Annotated in this window: 18 protein-coding genes; 5 read left to right on the forward strand and 13 right to left on the reverse strand. The window is 54.3% G+C overall.

The window, feature by feature from the left end:
- The first annotated feature begins 155 nt into the window (after positions 1-155).
- The 4 genes from pncB (at position 156) to P9J57_RS13510 (ending at position 5,729) form a co-directional block, all read left to right on the forward strand.
- Positions 156-1,361 carry a nicotinate phosphoribosyltransferase gene (pncB, locus tag P9J57_RS13495; protein ID WP_483279259.1) on the forward strand — a complete coding sequence of 402 codons (1,206 nt, stop codon included), beginning with the start codon at positions 156-158 and terminating at the stop codon, positions 1,359-1,361.
- Between the two features lie 156 nt (positions 1,362-1,517).
- Positions 1,518-2,918, forward strand: a complete 1,401-nt coding sequence (gene asnS / locus P9J57_RS13500; protein WP_014593334.1) for an asparagine--tRNA ligase — start codon at positions 1,518-1,520, stop codon at positions 2,916-2,918.
- Between the two features lie 300 nt (positions 2,919-3,218).
- Positions 3,219-4,328, forward strand: coding sequence for a porin OmpF (ompF, locus tag P9J57_RS13505; protein ID WP_279752329.1), 1,110 nt, complete (start codon positions 3,219-3,221; stop codon positions 4,326-4,328).
- A 210-nt stretch (positions 4,329-4,538) separates the two neighbouring features.
- Complete coding sequence (locus P9J57_RS13510) at positions 4,539-5,729, forward strand: amino acid aminotransferase (RefSeq protein ID WP_013025256.1); 1,191 nt, start codon at positions 4,539-4,541, stop codon at positions 5,727-5,729.
- Positions 5,730-5,770: 41 nt separating this feature from the next.
- Here P9J57_RS13510 and P9J57_RS13515 read toward each other — a convergent pair whose 3' ends face one another.
- The 7 genes from P9J57_RS13515 to cmoM all read right to left on the reverse strand — a co-directional run bounded on the left by P9J57_RS13515 (position 5,771) and on the right by cmoM (position 16,434).
- A complete protein-coding gene (locus tag P9J57_RS13515) occupies positions 5,771-6,400 on the reverse strand; it encodes an MBL fold metallo-hydrolase (protein WP_014593331.1) in 630 nt (209 codons plus the stop codon).
- 39 nt (positions 6,401-6,439) lie between these two features.
- Complete coding sequence (gene mepK, locus P9J57_RS13520; RefSeq protein ID WP_013025254.1) at positions 6,440-6,988, reverse strand: peptidoglycan L,D-endopeptidase MepK; 549 nt, start codon at positions 6,986-6,988, stop codon at positions 6,440-6,442.
- 185 nt (positions 6,989-7,173) lie between these two features.
- Positions 7,174-8,991 carry a L,D-transpeptidase gene (ldtD, locus tag P9J57_RS13525; RefSeq protein WP_014606186.1) on the reverse strand — a complete coding sequence of 606 codons (1,818 nt, stop codon included), beginning with the start codon at positions 8,989-8,991 and terminating at the stop codon, positions 7,174-7,176.
- Between the two features lie 169 nt (positions 8,992-9,160).
- Positions 9,161-13,627, reverse strand: a complete 4,467-nt coding sequence (gene mukB, locus P9J57_RS13530; protein WP_483279260.1) for a chromosome partition protein MukB — start codon at positions 13,625-13,627, stop codon at positions 9,161-9,163.
- Positions 13,624-14,349, reverse strand: a complete 726-nt coding sequence (gene mukE, locus P9J57_RS13535; protein WP_014606188.1) for a chromosome partition protein MukE — start codon at positions 14,347-14,349, stop codon at positions 13,624-13,626. Before mukE ends, mukB begins: the two co-directional genes overlap by 4 nt.
- On the reverse strand, positions 14,330-15,652 hold the full coding sequence (gene mukF, locus P9J57_RS13540; protein ID WP_013025250.1) for a chromosome partition protein MukF: 1,323 nt from the start codon (positions 15,650-15,652) through the stop codon (positions 14,330-14,332). The genes mukE and mukF overlap by 20 nt, the downstream gene beginning before the upstream one ends.
- Complete coding sequence (cmoM, locus tag P9J57_RS13545; RefSeq protein ID WP_014606189.1) at positions 15,649-16,434, reverse strand: tRNA uridine 5-oxyacetic acid(34) methyltransferase CmoM; 786 nt, start codon at positions 16,432-16,434, stop codon at positions 15,649-15,651. Before cmoM ends, mukF begins: the two co-directional genes overlap by 4 nt.
- A 125-nt stretch (positions 16,435-16,559) precedes the next feature.
- Here cmoM and elyC point away from each other — a divergent pair, with 125 nt between their 5' ends.
- The gene (gene elyC, locus P9J57_RS13550) at positions 16,560-17,336 is read left to right on the forward strand and encodes an envelope biogenesis factor ElyC (protein ID WP_019106193.1); all 777 of its coding nucleotides are present in this window, start codon (positions 16,560-16,562) and stop codon (positions 17,334-17,336) included.
- A gap of 97 nt (positions 17,337-17,433) precedes the next feature.
- Here elyC and kdsB read toward each other — a convergent pair whose 3' ends face one another.
- From kdsB to P9J57_RS13580, 6 genes are all read right to left on the reverse strand, one after another.
- Positions 17,434-18,183 (reverse strand): 3-deoxy-manno-octulosonate cytidylyltransferase, encoded by a 750-nt coding sequence (gene kdsB / locus P9J57_RS13555; protein ID WP_013025247.1) that lies wholly within the window; start codon positions 18,181-18,183, stop codon positions 17,434-17,436.
- Entirely contained in the window at positions 18,180-18,362 is a 183-nt protein-coding gene (locus P9J57_RS13560; protein ID WP_013025246.1) for a Trm112 family protein, read from the reverse strand. Before P9J57_RS13560 ends, kdsB begins: the two co-directional genes overlap by 4 nt.
- Positions 18,363-18,447: 85 nt before the next feature.
- A complete protein-coding gene (locus tag P9J57_RS13565; protein WP_019106192.1) occupies positions 18,448-19,665 on the reverse strand; it encodes a winged helix-turn-helix domain-containing protein in 1,218 nt (405 codons plus the stop codon).
- Positions 19,666-19,689: 24 nt separating this feature from the next.
- Positions 19,690-20,691 carry a tetraacyldisaccharide 4'-kinase gene (gene lpxK, locus P9J57_RS13570; RefSeq protein WP_019106191.1) on the reverse strand — a complete coding sequence of 334 codons (1,002 nt, stop codon included), beginning with the start codon at positions 20,689-20,691 and terminating at the stop codon, positions 19,690-19,692.
- Entirely contained in the window at positions 20,688-22,436 is a 1,749-nt protein-coding gene (msbA, locus tag P9J57_RS13575; RefSeq protein WP_013025243.1) for a lipid A ABC transporter ATP-binding protein/permease MsbA, read from the reverse strand. The genes lpxK and msbA overlap by 4 nt, the downstream gene beginning before the upstream one ends.
- 34 nt (positions 22,437-22,470) lie before the next feature.
- Positions 22,471-24,726 (reverse strand): DNA internalization-related competence protein ComEC/Rec2, encoded by a 2,256-nt coding sequence (locus P9J57_RS13580; protein ID WP_483279261.1) that lies wholly within the window; start codon positions 24,724-24,726, stop codon positions 22,471-22,473.
- Positions 24,727-24,739: the final 13 nt, after the last annotated feature.

Here is a 24,739-nt window from a genome sequence, read left to right on the forward strand (position 1 = left end):
TGGCTACAATTTGTTAACAATGACACATTTCGTCCTCGACTCGCTATCCTGAAATATGCTGTGATCGCTGTCTCTTAGTGATTTATACTTTTGCGTCTTTTACGACGTTTAATACACCGGGCTCTGCGCCACCGAACAGGATGCCGAAACGCGCCATGACAGGACATGCTTCCCCGATACTGACTTCGCTGCTGGATACGGATGCTTATAAGCTCCATATGCAGCAAGCCGTATTCCACCGTTACCATGATGTCACGGTGGCCGCGGAGTTTCGCTGCCGTAGCGACGAATTGCTGGGTTTTTATGCTGACGAGATCCGTACAGCCATTGACGCCATGCAGGCACTGGCGCTGACCGATGCTGAATATGCCTGGTTATCTGATCTGCCCTTCTTTGCTGATGACTACCTTAACTGGCTGCGAAATTTTCGCTACGACCCGCAGCAGGTAGAAGTTCGCAATCATCATGGCAAGCTGGCTATTCGTATCCAGGGCCCCTGGCGGGAAGTGATCATGTGGGAAGTCCCCCTGTTGGCCTTGATCAGTGAAGTGGTCCATCGCCACCGTACACCGGCCATCAGCAGCCAGCAGGCCGTGGATTTTCTGCATCAGAAACTCGCTGCCTTTAAGACTCAGGTTGCCGACACTGACATGTCACGTTTTCGCCTGATGGATTTTGGTACCCGCCGCCGCTATTCCCAGGATGTGCAGGAATCGATCGTCAGCACGCTGAAACAGGATTTTCCCTGGCTGATGGGCACCAGTAACTACGACCTGGCCCGTCGCCTCGCACTCACGCCAGTGGGTACCCAGGCCCACGAGTGGTTCCAGGCTTTTCAGCAAATCAGTCCGGTACTGGCGAACAGTCAGCGCGCTGCCTTACAGGCCTGGCTGGATGAATATGACGACAAGCTGGGCATTGCACTCACGGACTGTATCGCCATGGATGCCTTCCTGCGCGATTTCGGCCCTGTGTTCGCCCGCCGTTACCAGGGGCTGCGTCACGATTCAGGTGACCCGGTTGAGTGGGGCGAAAAAGCGCTGGCCCATTATCAGAAGTTAGGTATTGATCCGCTCACGAAAATGCTGGTGTTCTCAGATAACCTCAATCTGGATAAATCGCTGGCGCTGTATCGCCACTTTGGTCAGCGTACCAACGTCGTCTTCGGCATCGGCACGCGCCTGACTTGTGATATTCCTGGCGTTACGCCGCTCAATATCGTGATTAAGCTGGTGCAATGTAATGGTAAGCCGGTCGCCAAGCTTTCCGACAGCCCAGGTAAAACCATCTGTCAGGATAAAGCGTTCGTTAAGGCTCTGAGAAAAGCCTTTGATTTGCCACTGGTTAAAAAAGCCAGCTAGCGTCTTTGTTATCGGGGCGTTATCGCGCCCCGCCTTCCTGCAATAAATCGGTTATTCCCCTGAATTTTGCTTGTTTCCTGTTGACTCACAAGTAACATAGCTACACCCCAGTCTGGGGAATTCATTCACACACTTCTTCTATATAGAGAGATATTTATGAGCGTAGTGCCTGTAGCGGATGTACTGCACGGTCGCGTCGCGGTTGACAGTGAAGTCACCGTACGTGGTTGGGTGCGTACCCGAAGAGATTCCAAAGCCGGTCTTTCCTTTATCGCTGTCTATGACGGCTCCTGCTTTAATCCCGTTCAGGCTGTCGTCAATAATTCTCTGAATAATTATCAGGACGAAGTGCTGCACCTGACCACCGGCTGTTCCGTCATCGTCACCGGTAAGGTCGTTGCATCTCCGGGTCAGGGTCAGGCATTCGAAATTCAGGCGACAAAGCTGGAGGTCGTGGGCTGGGTAGAAGATCCCGACAGCTACCCAATGGCGGCAAAACGTCACAGTATCGAATACCTGCGTGAGGTGGCCCACCTGCGTCCGCGTACCAACCTGATTGGCGCCGTGGCGCGCGTTCGTCATACCCTCGCCCAGGCGCTGCACCGCTTCTTCCATGAGAACGGCTACTTTTGGGTTTCCACGCCGCTGATCACCGCCTCTGACACTGAAGGGGCCGGTGAGATGTTCCGCGTTTCGACGCTGGACATGGAAAACCTGCCGCGCAACGATCAGGGCAAAGTCGACTATTCGGAGGATTTCTTCGGGAAAGAGGCCTTCCTGACGGTTTCAGGGCAGCTGAACGGTGAAACCTACGCCAGCGCCTTGTCGAAAATCTACACCTTCGGCCCCACGTTCCGTGCGGAAAACTCCAATACCAGCCGCCATCTGGCAGAGTTCTGGATGCTGGAACCGGAAATCGCTTTCGCCTCATTAGACGATGCGGCAGCCCTGGCGGAAGCCATGCTCAAGTATGTCTTCAAAGCCGTGCTGGATGAGCGTGCAGACGATATGGCATTTTTTGCCGAGCGCGTAGACAACGATGCGATTAATCGCCTGGAGCGTTTTGTTACCACCGATTTCGCCCAGGTCGATTATACCGATGCCGTCGATATCCTGATGAACTGCGGGCAGACCTTTGAGAACCCGGTGTCGTGGGGCATCGATCTGTCCTCTGAACATGAACGTTATCTTGCCGAGAAGCATTTTAAAGCGCCGGTGGTGGTGAAAAACTATCCGAAAGATATCAAGGCATTCTATATGCGCCTTAACGACGACGGGAAAACCGTGGCCGCGATGGATGTGTTAGCGCCGGGTATCGGTGAAATTATCGGCGGTTCTCAGCGTGAGGAACGTCTGGATGTGCTGGATGCGCGTCTGGAAGAGATGGGGCTGAAAAAAGAAGATTACTGGTGGTATCGCGATCTGCGTCGCTATGGCACCGTGCCACATTCAGGGTTTGGATTAGGTTTCGAACGTTTGATCGCCTATGTCACCGGCGTACAAAATGTAAGAGATGTTATCCCCTTCCCACGGACGCCACGCAACGCGAGCTTCTGATTTTCAGAATTAAATATAAGAAATTCATATATATAAAGAGGTCGGCATCGCCGGCCTTTTTTTATTTTTGTAAATTTTGATATGACTCACAAAGTTCCGTTATTTTTACATTTTGTAATACATTTTTTATATCTGAAACAAGATTACGACTTTTGTAGCATTTTCGCAGTAGAATTACCCGATGGGGGATGGAAAGATGCGTGCAGACACAGGAGACACCAAACTTCTTTCAAGGTTCACGTAAAGTTTTCTTGACGGCAGTGGCAGGTGTCCAAATAACTCCAATGAGGGTAATAAATAATGATGAAGCGCAACATTCTGGCAGTGGTTATCCCTGCTCTGCTCGCCGCCGGCGCAGCCAACGCAGCAGAAGTTTATAACAAAGACGGCAATAAGCTGGACCTGTACGGTAAAGTGGATGCGCGTCACCAGTTCTCTGATAACGCAGGTGATGACGGCGATCAGACTTATATTCGCTTCGGCTTCAAAGGCGAAACCAAGATTAATGACCAGATGACCGGTTACGGTCAGTGGGAATACAACATTCAGGGCAATAACTCTGAAGGTTCTGATGCGCAAACTGACAACAAAACCCGTCTGGGCTTCGCTGGTCTGAAATTCGGTGATGCAGGTTCAATCGACTACGGCCGTAACTACGGTGTGGTTTATGATGCAATCGGCTGGACCGATATGCTGCCAGTATTCGGTGGTGACTCAGGTAACTCAGACAACTTCATGAATGGCCGTAGCGGCGGTCTGTTGACCTATCGCAACAGCAACTTCTTTGGTCTGGTTGATGGTTGGAACTTCGCGCTTCAGTACCAGGGCAAAAATGAGAATTCAAACCGCGCCGATCGTAGAGCAAATGGCGATGGCTGGGGTGCATCAACATCTTACACCTCACCTATCGGTGTAGGCATTGTGGGTGCATATAGCAGCAGCGATCGTACTGACTCGCAGGCTCAGGGTGTTGCAGCCAACGGTAATATCGTTGGTGCTGGCAAACATGCTGAAAGCTGGGCAACCGCTCTGAAATATGATGCTAACAATATTTATCTGGCAGCGATGTATGGTGAAATGCGTAATGCAGCACCAATTTCAATCGTTACTGGCCCAACAACTACCGCACCTGCCTTTGCAAACAAAGCTCAAATCATTGAGATGGTTGCTCAGTATCAATTTGATTTTGGTCTGCGTCCTTCACTGGCCTACGTTCAGTCTAAAGGCAAAGACATCGAAGGTATCGGCGATGCTGATATCTACAAATACTTCGATGTGGGCGCCACCTACTACTTCAACAAAAACATGGCCACCTACGTTGATTACAAAATCAACCAGCTGGACAAAAACAACCCACTCGGCATTCCTAACGATGACGTAGTTGGTGTTGGTGTGGTTTACCAGTTCTAAGTTTGTTGATGCAGTACAAAAAACGGAGCTTCGGCTCCGTTTTTTATTGCCGTTTCCTCGCACTCAGCCCCGCGCTATCCCACTGTTAACATTAGAACGGGTAATTCTGTCGCACAGACGATGAATTTTATCGCAAACGGTTGGCATTTCGCCGTGCTGACGTTAACCTGATGGTTCATTTGCTAAAGTTCACGCTACTGGACCCGACTCATGTTTGAATCGATCTCTGCTGCACCCGCTGACCCCATTCTTGGCCTGGCCGATCTCTTTCGTGCCGACGACCGCCCCAATAAAATCAATCTCGGTATTGGTGTTTACAAAGATGAAACCGGAAAAACCCCGGTGCTCACCAGCGTTAAGAAAGCAGAGCAGTACCTGCTTGAACACGAAACCAGCAAAAATTACCTGAGCATTGACGGTCTGCCAGATTTCGCGCACTGCACGCAGGAATTGTTATTTGGTCAAGGCAATGCCCTGATCGCGGCGGGCAGAGCCCGCACGGCACAGACGCCGGGCGGTACAGGTGCACTGCGCGTCGCCGCGGATTTCCTGTCTACTCAGACGTCCGTTAAGCGCGTGTGGGTGAGCAACCCGAGCTGGCCGAACCACAAAAACGTGTTTAATGCCGCCGGGCTTGAGGTATGCGAATACCAGTACTATGACGCAGCAAACCATACCCTGGATTTTGACGGCATGCTGGCCTCACTGAAAGAGGTGAAAGCCGGTGATGTGGTGCTGTTCCATGGCTGCTGCCATAACCCGACCGGTATCGATCCTACTGCAGAGCAGTGGCAACAGCTGGCACAGCTCTCTCTGGCTAACGGCTGGCTGCCCCTGTTTGACTTTGCCTACCAGGGCTTTGCCCGTGGTCTGGAAGAGGATGCTGAAGGTCTGCGCATTTTTGCGGCCAGCCATCAGGAACTGATTGTCGCCAGTTCTTATTCCAAGAACTTCGGCCTGTATAACGAACGTGTGGGTGCGATTACGCTGGTTGCGGGCGATGCCGCGACGGCCGACACCGCATTCAGCCAGGTGAAATACACCATCCGCGCCAACTATTCTAACCCGCCGTCACACGGTGCGGCCGTGGTGGCCACGATTCTGGGCAACGACGCGCTCCGCACTATCTGGCAGCAAGAGCTGTCTGATATGCGTCAGCGTATCCAGCGCATGCGCCAACTGTTTGTGAACACCCTGGCGGATAAAGGCGCGCAGCAGGACTTCAGCTTTATCATTAAGCAGAATGGCATGTTCTCGTTCAGTGGGCTGACCAAAGATCAGGTCATTCGCCTGCGCGAGGAGTTTGGGGTTTATGCCGTTAATTCAGGCCGCGTAAACGTTGCCGGTATGACACCAGATAATATGTCTGCACTGTGCGAGGCGATTGTCGCCGTACTTTAAGCGCATCGCGTATAAAAAAATGGGCCACTCTGGCCCATTTTTTATTGCAGGAAAGGATTGGTCAGACGTTCACGCCCCAGCGTTGACACAGGCCCGTGACCGGGTAAAAACGTCACATCGTCGCCGAGCGGCAGCAGCTTATTATTTATCGCATCGATGAGATGTTGATGATTACCCTGCGGGAAGTCGGTACGCCCGACGCCGCCGCTAAAGATCACATCACCTGAGACCAGTAAGCGGCCTTTGGCATCAAAAAATACAATGTGCCCCGGCGTATGTCCGGGACAGTGCAGCACATCAAGCGTGACCTGACCAACCTGAACGGTATCCCCCTCCTCCAGCCAGCGATCCGGCGTCAACGGGGCACAATATTCCAGCCCAAACATTTGGCTTTGAGTAGGTAAGGATTCCAGCCAGAAAGCATCCTGCTTTTGCGGGCCGACCAGCGGCACCTGCCAGAATGCAGCCAGTTCTGCCGCTGCCCCAACATGATCGAGGTGACCATGCGTAAGCAGAATCTGTGCAGGCTTCAAATCAAGCTGCGCCAGCGTTTGCCTGATGGTATCGGCATCGCCACCCGGGTCCACCAGGGCCGATTCACGCGTGGTTTCGCACCAGATAACCGAACAGTTCTGGGCGAAGGCGGTGACGGGGATAATGTGATAATTCATAACGCTCCATGGTCGGCACCCGCAGCGTTGCCGACGTTACTACCAGTGCCTGACGGGACCGGTATCAATATGTACAAAGTTGCTGCTGGGATAATATCCTACACCACCGGCACGCATTTTTAATGCGGCTTTGCGAACATTCGCCAGCGTCACCCCTTCAATGTGGAAATCCATCGCCTGGCCTTTGGTGTGATAACTGTGTTTTGCCACACCGGGCCCGGATTCCCGCAGCATATTGTTCGTCGCCAGTGAGCGATAGCCGGAGACGAGCTGGACGGGTTTGCGCGTTTCTAACAGCGCCTGAAGGCGATAGAGCTGGTCAAATAAGTGGGGATCGATACTTTTGGTTTTATTGGCACGGTAGTCGCGGAAAAAGTGGTTCAGGCGTGACAATTCACTTTTGTCGTAACTTTTACCGTTAAAGAATTCCGTTTTAAGGGTTTCACCAGTGTGAAGATTATTGAGCGTTAATATCCGCGGGCGTGAAGTGGAGAGTGAAGCCATCGCGGTCTCTGGCAGTAAGGCCAGGCCGGCAGCGGCACTTCCGCAAAGCAGCAGTTTGCGACGTAAAGAATCGATTGTAGACATGGAGCGGTTTACCTGAAAGCAGAGTCAAAGACATGTGCAAAAAACGTACTGGCGAACCATAACTTTATGGCGGTAGCACGTCAACCCATTATGGGCAAGTTTGGAAGGCGGCTCCGGATAAAGCCGCCTGAATGACAGGACTGAATAACGGACATACCGTACGACTAACGATTGAAAATCAACTATTAGAGTAATAACTGCTGCGCACGGCTTAAGACCTGGCTCGCCGAACGCGCCGTATTATCATAATTGTAAATATCTGTACGGAACTGCGTTTTGCCGTCATCCGCAACCCAGGCCGTTAAATAATACAAGTTAACCGGGATGCGATGCCGAATGGGTACATAGCGCGTATCGCCCTGCTTGAGCGTGTCAGAGATACGCGCGTCATTCCAGCCGACATCCTGCAACAAAATACCGGCCAGTTCCGAAGCTTTATTCACGCGCACGCAGCCCGAGCTGAGCGCACGAATATCGCGCTGAAACAGATTGTGGTTCGGCGTGTCATGCAGATAAATCGCATCCGAGCTTGGCATATTAAACTTATAGCGACCGAGTGAATTGGTTTGCCCCGGTGCCTGACGTATGCGGTAAGGGAAGGATGAGGCTGACACCATACTCCAGTCAATCATGCTGGGATCGATGACTTCGGAATCGGCGCTCCAGCCAGACAGCAGCGTGTATCCATGTTTATACAGATAGGTTGGGTCCTGTTTCACCTTAGGAATAATGTCCTGACGCACCAAATTGGTCGGCACATTCCAGGGCGGATTCAACACCACATTATTTAGTGCGCTTCGCATCAACGGCGTTTTACGATCTGGTCGTCCCACGATGACCCGGGAGGACAGCACTTTAGTGCCGTTGTTGTAATAATTCAGCGAATAGTTGGGGATGTTCACCATAATGCCGTTGTGCATATCATCCGGCAGCAAACGCAGTCGCTGGATATTCAGCGCCAGCAAGGCCGCACGCTGTTGGGGAGAGACATTCAGCCATTCCCGTGTACGCAGGCCAATCGCCCCATCGGCATCCAGCCCCTGCCACTGTTGAAAGCGTTTTACCGCCGCGACTAGCTCATCGTTATAAACATTCACACTGCCGGGCGCAGCGGGAGCATTCTGGACGTTACCCTGAACACCGGGTGCCGCAGCAGGTATATCGTTAACCGTGACGGCCGAAGGGCTGACGGCGACAGGCTGCTCACTGTGGCTGACGGCAACAGGTGCGGTGGGAACGGCATCCTCATTGGGCGCGGGTGCGGTTACCTGTGCACTCAGCATGCCGCTGCGGCGAAGAATTTCCCGCAACGCCGGCACATCGTCACTGACCTGTCCAGGTCGTAACGTGTCGCGATTTTTAATTTGTGGCCAGGGTTGTTTATCTTCAAGCAGGCTTTTCAGGGCCTTATGCATGAGTGGATACTGCGGATGCTGCGGCACCAATGAATTAACAAACGCCGCCGAACTGCCCGCATTGACGGCATTTTGCCAGGCATTGATCACGGATACAGAAGGCACAGCCAGCTTGTAGGGCGTGGTGCTGTACAGCCAGATTTCTCCCTGAGCAGGCACCGAGGAGACAAACTGCAAATAGCCCAGCATCGCATCAGACAACGTGACATCACGGGCAAAGCCTGTGATGTCAGGATCGGTCAGGCGATCGACCCAGCGGGTAAACTGCGGCTGCACGCCGGAGAGGGCAACCTCCGCCAGCTGCTGCTGAAATTTCTGTACGGCTTCATGATCCTGCCAGATCGGCTGCATGTTACGCGCGGCGTAGAGCGCGGCCAGAGAAGCTCCGTAAAAAGGCTGGCTGTCGCCTGAAAACGCCTGGCGAATCTTCTGCTGACTCTCACTGACGGATGTGGTGGCGTACGCCGCGTGCGTACCGGGCATCGCGGCGATGATCGCAGCCTGAGCCATTGCACAGGGAATGAGCGTGAGCGCTAGCGTCAGCCACGAACTAACCTGATGAATTTTGAAGCGTTTATACAGTAACATCCCTGCCCCCTTCATTGATCTACCGCGCAGCCTGTCAGGAAACAACTGCGATCGGGCTGTTACTCATATTATTGAGTATACAAATAAAAACGGCATTTGCCTCCTGTGACAAATGCCGTTACCAGATTAACTAATGGCGCTGTTTTTGACTATCTCTGCATCGTGAATATTATGTCGTGGTTTCACTCGCCGGATCGGCTTCGCTGCTGCGTTTCACGGGCAGTGGATCGGCCGCGAAGCCCCGCAATCCTACCACGTGAACGTGCTCGGTGTTGTTAAACACTTTACGCATCAGTTTATAGGTGGTGCCCTTCTCCGGACTGATATTTTCTGGCGCCGCGATCACCAGCTGCATCTCCAGTCGCTCACAGAGTTCAAACAGGGTCGCGATTGAGCGCGCATCCAGACGTGCGGCTTCATCCAGGAACAGCAGACGGCAAGGCGAAATATCTTTACCGCGCAGGCGACGTGATTCCTCTTCCCAGCTCTGCACCACCATGACCAGAATTGACATCCCCGTACCAATGGCCTCACCGGTGGAAAGCGCACCACTTTCGGCACGCAACCAGCCATCTGAACCCCGGTTGACCTCGACTTCCATCTCAAGGTAGTTACGGTAATCCAGTAGCTCTTCACCGATGGTTTGTGGTGTACGCTGCCCCATATCAATATGCGGATTCAGACGCTGGTAGAGTTTAGCCAGCGCTTCCGAGAACGTGAGTCGGTTGCTGTTAAACAGATCTTGATGCTGTTCGTGCTCTTCAGACAAGGTGTCCAGCAGCATGGCATGCGTTTCGCGCACGTTGACGTTTAGCCGGACGCTGCGCACCTGACCAAAGCTTACGGTTTGCAGCCCCTGATTCAGCTGGCGGATACGGTTCTGTTCACGCTGAATCGTTTTACGAATAATATTCGCGACGCTGCGTGAACTGATAGCCAGGGTCTGCTCACGGGCCGTCAGCTCTTCCGTCAGTCGATTGAGTTCAATCTCCATCTGCTCGATGGCTTCAACCGGATCGTCCGTGCGAATGATATCCTGGCGGATACGTTCGCGCAGATGTTGATACACGGCGATAAAAAACTGAATCTTACGTTCCGGGCGTTTCGGATCTTCAGACAAACGCAGCACATCGCGCAGATGTTCGTTATCGGCCACCGCCAGGCGCAGTGCGCCCAGTGCCTTATCCGACATGGAACGCAGTTCATCGCCACTGAGATAAGCCAGTTCACGACGATGCAGACGACGTTCAACACCGTTATCTTTCACCAGACGCAGCACCAGGCACCAGCCCGCCTTAGCACTCACCACCTGTTCACGGTTCTGGTGATAGTTACGTTCAAGCTGGCGCAGTTTTTTCTGCAGGTTGTCCATTTCTGCTTCGCAGAAAGTGAGCTGTTTCTCCAGCTGATTACGGCGGGCGCGGTTGTGACTTAACGCCGTATAAAGTTCATCCCGGCGGATACGCGCGCGTTCTTCCGCGCTGGCATCGGCCTGAACACCGATATCCTGCATTTCCTGCTGCAGCTCTTTCAGCATATCGCGCTTGGCATCGTAGGCGCTTTTAAGCGATGCCAGCACCTGAGAATATTGCGTCAGCTGCGACTGATGGGCGCGCAAACGCTCACGACAGCGGCTGCGCTCGGCTTCTGCCTGCTCCAGCCTTTGACGCAGTTTGTCGCTGAGATCGTTGTTGCCGCCCAGCATGCTGGCAGAGTCGTCATAGCCGAAATGCGCACGGCGCTGCACCACTTCGGTCAGAGCAAACGCCTGCTGACGCGCGTTACGTTGCTGTTGCTGCGCCTGCTGGTAATCCGCCTGCAACTGCTCATGCTGTTCAGGATCGCTTTGCAGTACCGCAAGCATCGGCTCCAGTCTGGCCAGTTTTGCGCCATGTAAATGGAGGAAACGCGCGGCCTCCTGTGCCTCTTCAACCTGCTCGCGAATCTCCTCACAGCGATCCGCCAGCGTCTCATCCCGCAGCAGACTGATGCGCGGCAGCAGGCGATTAAGCTGTGCAACGCCCTCTTTGGCCAGTTCATACTGCTGACGCTGTTGCTGATTATTACTTTCATGCTGATTGAGCGCACGTTCCAGCTCACCGCGACGGGCGCCGAGCTGACGGATTTGCGCTTCTGGGTCATCATCAAAGGCCACCGCAAGATGGCTGCCGATAAAGCGACTAAATGACTGATGCAGACGTTGCGTCTTTTGTACGTCAAACGACAAGGTGGCGTAACGTTCCGCCAGCCGGTCGCGCTCGTTATTGAGTAATTCAAGCTGGTTTTCGCGCGCCGCCCGACCAAACAGCGGGATTTTCGGGAAGCGGGAATAGCGCCACTGACGCTCGGCGACTTTTACCACGACGGCGTTCTGGAGCTCGTCTACGCTAAACACGCTGTCATCAAACGACTGCGGATCCCCTTCGATCAGGTACAGATCTTCCGGGCACTCTTCTAAGCCATCGAGTTGCTCGCGCACCAGCGACAGATCGGGTACGACAATGGCGTGGCGCGATGGGCCGTACAAGGCAGAAAAGTAAGGCGCATCGTCCAGCGTTACGTCATCATAAATTTCCGACAACAGTACGCCGCCAAATCGCTCAGCCAGCTGATTCAGGCGAGGATCTTCGGCACCGCCCGGTTGGCTGAGGCGTTCAATCTGCTGCTCAATTTCACGCTTGCGGGCTGCTACTTCGTCACGCTCAACGGTGGTTTCACGCTCGCGCTCCAGCAGCTGCTGCATGTATTCCGTCACATCCTGGCTGTTGGCCAGGTCCTGACCGGTTTGCTCACTGAGCTGAGTCAGGATTTCTTGCGCGGCCAGCCAGTGCGGCGCGCGCGCGGTCAGCGCGGTGATACGTTCGCGCAGTTGCTCAAGTTCCTGACGCATCATCATGCGCTGTTCGCCCGCGTCTGCCACGCTGCTGTCCAGCTGCTCGATTTGCGCTTCAAGCTCACGCTGAAGGCCTTCCAGCGCGTCAGGATCGTAGTGCTGCCCCTGACGTTTACAGAACTCTGCCAGCAGACGCTCGGCTTCCTGCTGCTCACGTAGGCGCTGTTCGAGTTCATTCAGGCGCAGGCGCAGGGAGGAAAGCTGATCGGCATGGTGACGTTGATTGCTGGCATCGCGCAGCAGATCGCGCCCGACCTGCCAGGCTTCTTTGCGGCTAACCTCACCGGCAATGCTGGTGACCAGTGATAACGCCTGTTCAAACTGGCTGTGGGCGGCTTCTGCTACGCTCAGCTTCTGCTCCAGATTCAGCAGTTGCCCGGTGGCTTCTTCTTCTTTGGCCTGGAAACTGGCCTGCCATTCGGCGGCATTATCGATGGTTAAGTCTGGCAACTGACAAAGCGTGCGGGCGCGTTCCAGCGCCTGTAATGCCTGTTGATACTGAATAGCACGGGTTTGCTGCACATCCAGCGCCTGCTGAAAATCGGCCAACTGGCTCTTCAGCTCATCCACTTCCAGTTCTGCGGCTTCGGCACGGGCCTCATTTTCTTCCTGGATTTCGCGCGCTTCAGCAACGACTTCGCTCTGCTCTTCCAGACGGATCGTAAGATCTTCAATATCGCTGTCATAGCGCGTAATTTTTTCCTGCTGGCGCATCGCCGTCTGCACCAGATTCAGGTGATCGCTCGCCGCCTGATAATCGACTTCGAGATCGTTTTCCGCCCCGCTATGTTCGGCCAGCTCGCGCGCCATCTCTACATGGCGGTACTGTTCAGAAGCCAGCTGTTTGCGACCGCTGAGCAGCTCATTGCGCAGCTGTAAGGCGCTGTCGAGGTGGATGCGTCGCTCGTTGGCATGACGCATATAATCCGCCGACACATAGCTGGTGGCCTCAGAAATAAGGTGCTTAAATAGGTCACGATCCGACTGGGTGACGCGGATCGCTTCCAGCGTCATACGGTTCTCGCGCAGCGCCGCTTCCATGTCCTGAAAGGCTTTACGCACGCCGCTGTTTTCCGGCAACAGATAATCACGTAGCGAGCGGGTAATCGCACTGGAGATACCGCCGTAAAGAGAGGCTTCAATCAGGCGGTAAAACTTGCTGCGATCGCTGGCCGAACGCAGACGACGCGGGACAACGCCGAGATCAAACATCATGGCGTGATAGTCGGTGACCGAGCTGTACTGACGGAACTGCACGCCTTCCAGCGCCTCAACGCGTTCTTTTACCTCATTAAGCGGTAACACGCGCGCCTGACGGCTGTTGAGGATTTCCGTCAGCATATCAGTAGGCAGCGTATCTGTAGGTAAACCATGAATACTGAAAGGTTTGATATCGACTTTCTTATCGCGTCCGGCGATCTGCTGCAGTCTGACGCCCGCCACCACGCGTTGGTGACGTGAATTGACGACGTCCAGCATGGCATAGCAAACACCGGCACGGAGTTTACCGTGCAGGCCTTTATCACGTGAGCCTGAGGTCGCACCCGCTTCGGTCGTGTTACGGAAGTGCAGCAGCGTTAAGTCAGGGATCAGCGCCGTTACAAAGGCCGCCATGGTGGTTGACTTGCCTGCCCCGTTACCGCCCGACAGCGTGGTGACCAGTTCATCGAGATCAAAGGTTCGGGCAAAAAAACCGTTCCAGTTGATCAGCGTTAGCGAACGAAATTTGCCGCGTTCAATCATGCCTGTTCTTCCTCCGCGATATCACCCGCATCGCTGTCATTCTCATCACTGTCATCAGCCTCAGTCGTGGCCGTGGCGTTATCCAGCAACATTGCCTCACCGTCACGAATCAGGCGCAGCTGCGCTTCCCGCGGATCGTCACCGCTGCGCACATCGGCGCCGAAGCGAAAAACGGACTCGATAATACGGAACTTGCTGCTGTCGTTGCCAAAAAACCACACCATGCCAAGACGGCGCAGGCGGCTTAAAGACGCACGCATTTTTTCCTGCAGCTTGGCGCGATCGAGATCCGAGCCGGTTGAGCGCTGGTTAACCAGTTTCAGCAGTTTACTTTCATCCGCCAGAGACAGCAGCTCGTCATAAAGTTCCTGCTGGGTAAAAATGCCTTCATTCGCCAGGCGTTCCGGGCTGAGATAGAGATAGCAAAGGATTTTACCGACCATCATATCCAGCTCAGACAGGACAGAACGGGGAATGAGCGTGGTTGAACGCGGACGCAGATAGAAGAATCCCTCTGGCGCGCGAATCAGCTCAACGTTGTAGCGGGTGTAAAACTCTTCCAGATACTGCTGGTAATCCATCAGAAAAGCGTGATTGTCCAGCTCTTCGATACCAATGTGGCGTCCGGCGCGTAACTGGCTGTCCAGCGCCGGAAAAATCGGATTTGCCAGTGCCTGTGCCAGTTTAACCGGCATCACTTGTTCAATATTTGTCGATGACATGTGCCTGCACCTTGGCTCCGTAATCATTAATGGCTTGCCATTCCACAGGCAAGCCGGCTAAATCGGCTTCCGCTACGCCGAGCCGCACGGCCTGATCCACCACAATACGCGCCAGGTCAAAGTGACGCGCGCGTGGATATTGAGCCAGATAGTCGCGCATCACAGCGGCGAGGTTGAGCGGTTTTTGCTGCGTTTTATAAATCTCTAAGGCTTCTTCAATCATGGCCGCCAGCTGCTCGCGAATTTCATTGAATTCTTCAAACTCCAGCTCGGCCGGCAATTCGCCCATAACTTCGTCATTGCGCAGCGTCAGTTCGTCGTCACGCATATCGTACAGACGTTCGGCGTTGGCATAGGTGAGCGCCCAGGGCGCATCAAAATAGTTCTGCACAGAAACACGCAAACGCTGGGCGAAAACGCGGTTTTTGTCCATATCGATGGCGGTACGAATGAATTTGTGCACGTGGCGATCGTAGCCAATCCAGAGATCGATGGCCTGTTGCCCCCAACTGGTAATGCGATCGAGTTTGCTTTGCAAATCGAAAACCAGTTTGTCGACAAAACCCAGATCCGGGCTGTCCAGCGTGGCATCCTGAATGCGCAGCAGATTTTCCTGCAGCTTATCGCCCGCTGCCTCCAGCGTATCCTGCAGTTCACGCAGCGTACCTGAGGTTTCCGACAGCAACATTTCACAGCTCGAAATCGCGGCTCGCCAGTCTTTGTTCAGCAGTTCGGCAATGTCCGTCTTAACCGCCTGCTGTTGCTCATCCATCAGGCGCTGCGTCATATCGATACTGTCGAAAATTTCGGCCACCGAATATTTCAGCGGCGCGAACACGTTGCGGTGCCAGTGAAATTCATCGCCGTTTTCCTGAGCCGCATCCGCGGCGCGCTTCAGCTCCGCCGCCACGATAGAAAGCTGCATTGACAGGCGCAGCGTGGAGAATTCCCGCTGGCGAATATAGTAATCAGTGATGCCAATGGCCAACGGGGTCAGGCGATAAATCGCATTGCCCTCGGTTAACTCACTGGTAAAGCGGTTTAACAGGCGCTGGCGCACCATATCGTTGATGGCGTTGTTGGCGCGTACCAACACCGTTTCACTGGTTTGCTCAAAGGCTTTGCTGACGTGACGAAACGCATCAATCAGGTCACCTTCGCTCATTTCACCGTCCATGCGTTCGCCATTTAGCGTGGCGATGGCCAGCAAAAAAGCCAGACGTTCAACTGGCAGCGCAAGCGAGAAGTCATTCTTGCGCGCCCAGGATACCAGCTCCGGTACCGTCTGGGAAAATTCACTCATAATTCGTCCTTCTGCCCGGGTTTGCGCGCGGTCACGTGGATGTAACGCCCTAAGCTTAAAAAGGGTTCCTGGCGGCAAAAGCGCCGCTCCATCTCAATAATTTCGTCGTCGCTCTTTGGCTCGCCTTTAGGCGGCTTCATATAATCGCTAAATACGCGAATCCCGGCACGCCGTTCAATCTGAAAACCACAGTTCTCCAGCCAACGATACACGTCATCGGGATCGCGGGGATAGTCCGGTGACAGCGTGCGCTTCTTGCGTTTGGTCAAGTTAGTGCGCAGATAACCAAAGTTGCCCAGCGTCAGGGTGCGTAATGTTAACCCATGCAGGTTGTAAAACATCAACGACAGCACGCCGCCGGGGCGCAGTGTATCAAACAAGGCTTTTAACACCGCTTCAGGTTCCGCAACCCACTCAAGCACAGCGTGAAACAATACCAGATCCACCGGCTTATCCAAATGTTCACCGACCTGCTGCGCGCTAATTTGTTTGAATTGCATGTTGTGGCTCACACCCAGCGCATCCGCATTTTCCTGGGCACGGCGTAACATCTCTCCGGAAAGATCGCACAGCAGTATCTGGTGGCCCCGCCCAGCCAGCCCGCTGGACATCTGACCGATGCCGCCGCCCGCATCCAGTACGTTCAGCGCGGAGGATGACAGGCTGGGAAGAATCGTTTCCAGCTCATCCCATAAGATGGCCTGACGCACCAGGCCTTTGGTTGTGCCGTAAATGTTTTGCGAAAATTTATCCGCGAGATCGTCAAAGTTACGATCCTGCATGGCGTGGGCTCCGGTATGCTGCGGTGAAACATATGCTATTTTGTCACAGGTACGGTAAGAATGAAGCTTTGATACCATTCTTGCGCTCTGGCTGCTGTTTTTTCGGACAACAAGAGGTTTTTTACATGGTTTTTATGCTGAAAAAGGCCGTCGGTAACCTGTTGCTGCCCTTGCCTTTTCTGCTTTTACTGATGGCGGCAGGCATTTTACTGCTTTGGTTCAGCCGCTGGCAGAAAAGCGGCAAAATACTCATCTCGGTGAGCTGGCTGATAATATTACTGATTAGCCTACAGCCTGTGGCAGACCGCCTGTTATTGCCGGTGGAGTCGCACTATTCAACATGGAATGGTAGCCAGAAAGTGGATTACATCGTGGTACTGGGTGGAGGCTATACCTACAATCCTGCCTGGGCACCCAGCTCAAACTTGTTGAATAACAGTTTGCCTCGCGTGACAGAGGGCGTGCGTCAGTGGCTGCGTAACCCGCAGGCAACGATGGTCTTTACCGGTGCTGCTGCAGGGCACAATCCCAAAAGTAATGCGTGGGTGGCCGCACAGGTCGCCGAAAGCCTTGGCGTACCTGACGCTCATATTCATATTCTGGATCAACCCAAGGATACTGAGCAGGAAGCGCGGGCGGTCAGCGCAGTGATCGGGCATCATTCCTTTTTGCTGGTCACATCAGCGAATCATATGCCGCGTGCCATGCGTTTCTTCCAGCAGGCAGGGCTTAACCCGATTGCCGCACCGGCGAACCAGTTGGCAATTACCTCCCCGCTCAACTGGTGGGAGCGGGCTTTTCCTTCTCCGCTGTGGATGGGCCACAGCGAACGCGCCATCTATGAAACGCTCGGCAGTGCATTGCAACGCATTAATCCCCCCGCCGAAACACCCGCTTCGTAACAGCGTTGAAGGATGCGCACGACGCCGCGCGCATCCTTCAATCGGGTAATCAGAAGAGCGGAGAGCCGTAGTCACGCCCTGAACCTGACGGATGACCTCAGCCGCGCATGGCAGCACGCACACGAATCAGGTCCTCTGGCGTATCGACCCCAACGCCCGGCACCGTTTTTGCTACCGCCACGTGAATCTTTTCGCCGTACCACAGCACCCGGAGCTGCTCGAGTAATTCAATCTGCTCAAGGGGACAAGGTGCCCAGTCGATGTAACGGCGAATAAAGCCTGCCCGGTAGGCGTAAATGCCAATGTGCCGGAGCAGCGTATCGCCGATGCGATCGCGTGATTCCGCATAGCGCTCGCGGTCCCAGGGAATGGTCGCACGAGAAAAATACAGCGCATAGCCTTTGGCATCCATAACGACTTTCACGGCGTTAGGATTAAAGGCTTCTTCTGCATCGGTAATGGGCACGGCCAGCGTCGCCATACCGGCCTCAGACTGCGCCAGATTATTCGCCACCTGGTGCACGATTTCGGCCGGGATCATAGGCTCATCGCCCTGAACATTGACGATAATTTGATCGTCTGCGAACTGATACTTCTCAATCACTTCGGCAAGGCGTTCTGTGCCTGAATGATGATCGGCGCGCGTCATGCAGACTTCGCCTCCCGACGCTTCCACTGCGCTGGCCACATCCGGGTGATCGGTCGCCACGATAACCCGGCTGGCACCGGATTCGCGCGCGCGTTCCATCACATGTACCACCATCGGCTTGCCATGAATATCGACCAAGGGTTTACCGGGTAGACGGGTTGAGGCATAACGAGCAGGAATGATGGCAATAAAACTCATGGATGGATCTCTTCAACCGACAACGTACGGGCTTCGTTTTCCAACAGGACCGGAATGCCATCGCGCACCGGAAAAGCCAGTGCATCGGGCTTGCAGATCAGTTCTTGCTGTTCGTTGTTGTAATACAGCTTGCCATTGCAAACCGGGCAGGCAACGATTTCGAGTAAACGGTGATCCATATATCCTCCATCACGGACCGATAGCGTAAGCGCTAAAGCATATCACAGCGTTGATAAGAGCGGGTAAACCACACCGGTTGTGGCATCACGAATTATCCAGAGACCATAACCGCGACCAGTGTGCCAGTAACGCCGGAGGAGCCTGCTGTAACACGACCGTCTCTGCACCCTGCCAGCGCGCGAAACGGGTAATTGCCCGTTGTGCATCCTGGAGAAAGGAGGTGGTGACAGAGACGTCGTGCTCCAGCCAGATATTTTTGATCTCCAACTGACGTGACGCGCGAATCATTCGTGCATCCAGCCGGGCTTTAAGCTGACCACGATGCAGCAAAGGTAAAACGAAGTAACCGTACCTGCGCTTTTCGGCAGGCGTGTAGCATTCGATACGGTAGTCAAAGTCAAACAGTTCTCGCGCCCGCTTTCGATCCCAGACTACGGGATCAAATGGGGATAACAGCGCGGTATGCGTCGCTTTCAAAGGCGTCGTTAATCCGGGCAGCGCGCTCTGGTGCAGCCACATCGCGCCCATTTCCTTGACCTCGACCGGAATAATGTCTCCCGCAGCCTGCGCCGATTGGATAAAGGCTTTGATCGGTGCCTGTTTCAGTCGGTAATAATCGGCCAGCCATTCACTGCGAAAAATCCCCAGGCTGCGCGCACTGTTCATCAACATCAATCGGATCGCTTCATCCTCGCCGATCGCGTGGATCGCATCCTGCCAGTCCGGCATCACCCGGGCGCGTAAATCGTAGACTCGCTGAAAATTTCGGCGCTCTGCTACCATCAATTCACCTGCGCTAAACAGATTTTCGAGATGTCGCTTGTGCGGTTTCCACGCCCACCATCCCGGTTTATGATTTTTTTCGGTGGCAAAATCGGCCGATCTGACGGGGCCGTTATCGCGGATGTAGGTCAGTAAATCGGCCATCTCCTGCTGATACTCGGCAGCCCATTGCGCACTGTATTTCCAGCCCAGGCGTTCGGGCGAGAGCATGCGATGTCGCAGTAATTTGTAATCGTTGCGCGGAATAAAGCAGGCTTCGTGGGCCCAGTACTCAAAAATGTCCCCCTGAGCCAGGGATGTATCCAGCCAGGATTGAGGGTAATCCCCTAAACGACTAAACAGCACCAGATAAGGGCTTCGGGCAACCACATTGATGGTGTCGATTTGTAGTAAGGCCATTCGGGTAATACAGTCTGGAATGTCCTGCTGACGCGCCCGGCGGGCTGCCGGACGGAGCAGCCCCTGAGCTGCGAGGTGGATGTTACGTGCCTGCTGTCGCGAAAGTGAATGTATGCTCATTCTCTTCCTTATCAGATGGGGAGGTTAGTACTTTGCCCGGTGTGCAGACGTACAGCAAAGGTTTTCTATATCCTCTAACAGCAAGGTGGCTGCCTCGGCGTGCAGTTGTGCATCAACCGGCAGATACCACCACGAGGGTTGTGCGAATGCCCGGCACTTTACCGCATCTTTTTCGGTCATCAACAGCATCTGCTCAGGCTGCAGCAGACGTGAAAGTTCTTCTTCGCTGTAAGCATGGTGGTCGGCAAAAGCGATTTCCGCTACAGGCGTTAACCCTTGCTGCTTTAAGGTATTAAAGAAGCGTGGCGGATGACCAATTCCCGCCATAGCAACAACGTTATGAAAGGTGCTGAGCGGGCGTTGTTCGCCGCTCAGCAGATGCGTCGCCTTGCCCGGGCGCAGTTGCATCGCAATTTCACCTGCCTGCGGTTCGCCGCCGTTGACGATAACGGCATCCACCGTTTTGAGACGTGAAGCGCGTTCGCGCATTGGGCCAGCAGGTAACCACCAGCCGTTGCCGAAACGGCGCACGCCATCCACCACGACAATCTCCCGATCGCGCTGCAAGGCGTAATGCTGCAGACCATCGTCAGTCACAATCAGATCCAGCTCGTGATGCTTCAGGAGAAGGTCAATGGCCTCACGGCGGCGCGGCGCAACGGCCACGGGCGCAGCCGTGCGCTGGGCGATCAGAACGGGTTCGTCACCCGCCTGTTCAGTGGCGGTTGCGGCAGTGACCTGCAATGGATAATGGTCTGCTTTACCGCCATAGCCTCGTGAAATCACGCCAACACGCAGGCCGCGTTGTTGCAGGGCCTCTACCAGCCAAATCACCACCGGCGTTTTGCCGTTCCCGCCTGCGGTTAAATTCCCGACCACCACGACAGGCACGGGCGCACGCCAGCTTTTGCGCCAGCCGCGTTGAAAACTGAAGCGGATCAATGCCGTAATCGCCCCGTATAGCACACTAAGTGGCCATAACAGTACCCATAAAGGCGATCGCCCGCTCCAGATGCGCTCAATCATTGGCCAAATTGCATTTTATGAAGTTGGGCATAGGCGCCTTTTTCCGCAAGGAGCACGGCATGCGTGCCGCGCTCGATAATTTTGCCCTCTTCCACGACCACAATTTCATCCGCTTTTTCGATAGTCGACAGGCGGTGTGCAATCACCAGGGAAGTACGGTTTTTCTGCAACTCATCCAGGGCTGACTGAATAGCACGCTCAGATTCCGTATCCAGCGCCGAAGTGGCCTCGTCAAGAATCAGGATAGGACAGTCGCGCAGTAACGCACGCGCAATGGCGATACGTTGACGCTGACCGCCAGACAACAGGACGCCGTTTTCGCCGATAACCGTATCCAGCCCTTTATCCATTTTATTGATAAAATCCATGGCATGAGCCATGGTCGCCGCTTTTTCAATCTCCTCACGGCTGTACTGCTCGCTGCGCGCATAGGCAATGTTATTGGCGACGGTATCATTAAACAGGTGCACATTTTGCGACACCAGCGCGACCTGATTACGCAATGACGATAAGGTGTACTCGCGCAAATCGTAGCCATCCAGCAAAATGTTGCCCTGCTGAATATCATAAAAACGGGTCAGCAGGCTTGCCATGGTCGATTTACCCGAGCCTGAACGCCCCACCAGGGCTACCGTTTTGCCTGCCGGCAGCGCCAGATTAATGTCTTTCAAGGCAGGCGTTTCACGGCCCGGATAGGTAAATGTCACATTACGGAACTCGACATCCCCTTTTGCGCGGGTAATTTCACGCTTACCGTTGTCAATTTCCTGCTCGCTGTCCAGAATGGAGAACAGCGTCTGGCAGGCCGCCATACCACGCTGGAACTGAGCATTCACGTTGGTCAGTGACTTCAGCGGGCGCATCAGCGCAATCATGGATGAGAACACCACAGTGATCGTACCGGCGGTCAAGGTATCCATCACGCTGGGGAAACTCGCCGCATAAAGCACAAACGCCAGCGCCAGCGAGGCAATCAGCTGAATAACCGGATCGGAGATCGAGGACGCTGACACCAGCTTCATACCCTGCTGGCGCATACGGTTGCTGACCTTGGCAAAACGCGCCGATTCGATTTCCTGTCCGCCAAAAATCAGCACTTCTTTATGCCCTTTCAGCATCTGCTCGGCACTGGTTGTCACCTGCCCCATGGTGTTTTGCATGGATTTGCTGATGTTGCGGAAACGCTTCGACACCATACGAATGGCAAAGGAAACAATGGGGGCGAGCACGATGAGAATCAGCGACAGCTGCCAGCTGTAATAGAACATCATGATAAACAGGCCGATGATGGACGCGCCTTCGCGCACGACCGTGACCAGTGCGCCTGATGAAGACGATGCAACCTGCTCCGAGTCATAGGTGATACGCGAGAGGAGCGTACCCGTAGACTGCTGATCGAAGAAGGCCACCGGCATGCCCATCATATGACTGAACAGACGCCGACGCATGTTCATGACCACATTCCCGGATACCCAGGAAATGCAGTAGCTGGAAATATAGCTACTTACGCCGCGAACCAGCATCAAGCCAATAACTGCCAACGGCATCCACAGCATCACGGACCTGTCCGCTTTACCAAAGCCGTCATCCAGCAAAGGCTTCAACAGGGAGAGCATTAACGTATCGCCTGCGGCATTAATAATCAGGGCCGTAGCCGCCACAATTAAGCCAGCTTTGTTGGGTGCGATCATCGGCCAGAGTCGACGGAATGTCTGCCACGTTGAGAGATCTTTATCTTGATGCATTATTTATTCACGTTGTTGGAAATAGCCGGCCATTCTACCTGGATTCGCGTTTGACGCCAAACCACTGATGATACCAACGGGGCATTAATTGTTCTCTGAGGGTAAAAACCTGCATTTTACCTTTACCAACTCTGATGCTTATCTGTCCAGATTGCCCTGTATCGAGCCAGTTATAGCCATATTCATGGTAATTACGTACTACAGGTTTAGCCGGCATTCGCCATGCATTGTAGCGCGCCAGAGAGGCAATCGCGGTGTGTCCGGCCACGCTACGAAGCAGTAATCGGGAGGATGACGTGCGGCTGCCATGATGGGGAACCTGCAAAATATCGGCTTTTAGCTGCTGCTTCTCCAGCCTGACCAACTGCTGCTCAGCCAGTTTTTCCAGATCGCCGGTCAGCAACAGCCGGACATTTCCGTCATCAACGCTCACCACGCAGGAGTCGTTATTTTCACCTTTATTGGGTGAACTGAGTGGCCAGAGCACGCTGAAATTTAGCTGCTTCCAACGCCATGTTGCTCCCCGAACGCAGGCCAAATGGTGCGTTCCCTCCAGGCTGCTGCGCACCTTTATCCCAGGCCAGCGTTGCAGAATGGCAGCGAGCCCGCCGGTATGATCGAGATGTCTGTGGCTCAGGATAACCTCCTGCAGTACCAGACCTTTATGTTGTAACCAGGGCGTAATCACGCGTGTTCCTGCATCACTGTGTTGCCAGCGTGGCCCCGTATCGTACAACACGGCCTCACGGCCCTGACTGATGACCACGCTCAAGCCATGCCCGACATCCAGCATATCAATGCGCCATTCCCTTTCCGGTTTATAGTGGCGGGAAAACACCATGGCCAGTGCGATAGCGCTGCAGCTCCACGGCAGGCTGAACAGTGCACCAGTGCGCCAGACCAGCAAGCCGCCCCACACCATGAGCATAAAAAAGGCTGCCCCCTGCAATGGCCACCAGCCCGGCGGCAACAGCGCCAGGCTGGTTAACAGAAAACGAAGAGAGCCATCTGCCGCCAGCCAAAACCAGGTGGAGAGTGCCGGCACCGGTAGCAGCATCGCAACCAGTATTAACGGCACCGTGACAAATGACACCACCGGGATGGCCAGCAGATTGGCTATCAGCGCCGTTATACTAATGCCGTTGAACAAGCCCGCCTGTAACGGCAGCATCAAAATCATCATGCCTGACTGCAGGTGGAGAAGCTGTATCGGTAACCAGCGGCGTGCGTGCCGAAAGCGCGCCGCCAGTGGGAACCAGTGGTACCAGATCAACAGCATGCCCACCGCCAACACAGAAAGCCAGAAGCTGTCAGAGAGTACCGTAAGCGGATCGACGGCAAGCAGTAAACCCACACACAGCGTCCAGACTTGCCAGCTACTCAACTGCACGCCAACGAAACGTGTTACAGCCCAAAGTGTCAGTGCCAGTAATGCCCGCTGCGCAGGTGCATGCGCCCCGGAAAGCCAGGTATACAGCGCGGCAAAAAGCCAGCCCATAATGACAGGATACAGATAGCTGACAGCGCGGGCCGGAAACAGAATCTGGCTTCCTCGTGCCAGTAACCACCCTGTCCCTGCTGCCAAAGCAATGTGCATGCCTGAAATTGCCATAAGGTGCGCGGTACCGGTCTCCCTTAACAGCTGTCGGGTCGCCTCGCTGAGGTTGTCCCGGATGCCAAAGGCTAACGCTTCAAGCGTGGCTGAGGCAGGCAAGTGGCCGTTTTGCTGACGATGGTGAGTGATAAATCGCCAGCGCACGCTGCAGGAGGCGTGCGTGATGGTCTGGGAAACAATACGGCCCTGCACGGGTGCATGATTCGCCATGGCGAAGCGCTGCGCATCAAACGCCCCTTCGTTGAGCCTGGCATGCACCGCTCTCAGCCTGAGCATCATCTTTCCACGCTGACCGGGGCAATACTCACTGGCGTTATCCGGCAACGAAAGCCACGCAAAGCGCGGCGGAAAGAGAATGTGATCGTCCACTTTTAGCAATCTGACTCTGATGCGCGAATGCGTCTGATGGACGTCCTCAATTTGCACATCAAACTTCCCCGGGGCAGCAATCATCATTTCGGTGTCTTTTACCAGTGATTGTGCATTAAAAAGCCCCCAGGCCGTGAACAGGAGCGCCACGCCGGCGATGCGGATCCTGCGATGAGACAAGGCAATCACGCAGACACCACTCAACAGCAGCACCAATATGGTGAAAGGGGAAGGAAGCCCGGGTAACACCAGTAAGGGTAACGTCGTGATCGCGGCGATTCTTGCCAGTAAAATCCATGTCAACATAATGCATCCCGCT

The sequence above is a fragment of the Pantoea sp. nfd-35 genome (genome assembly GCF_056892255.1).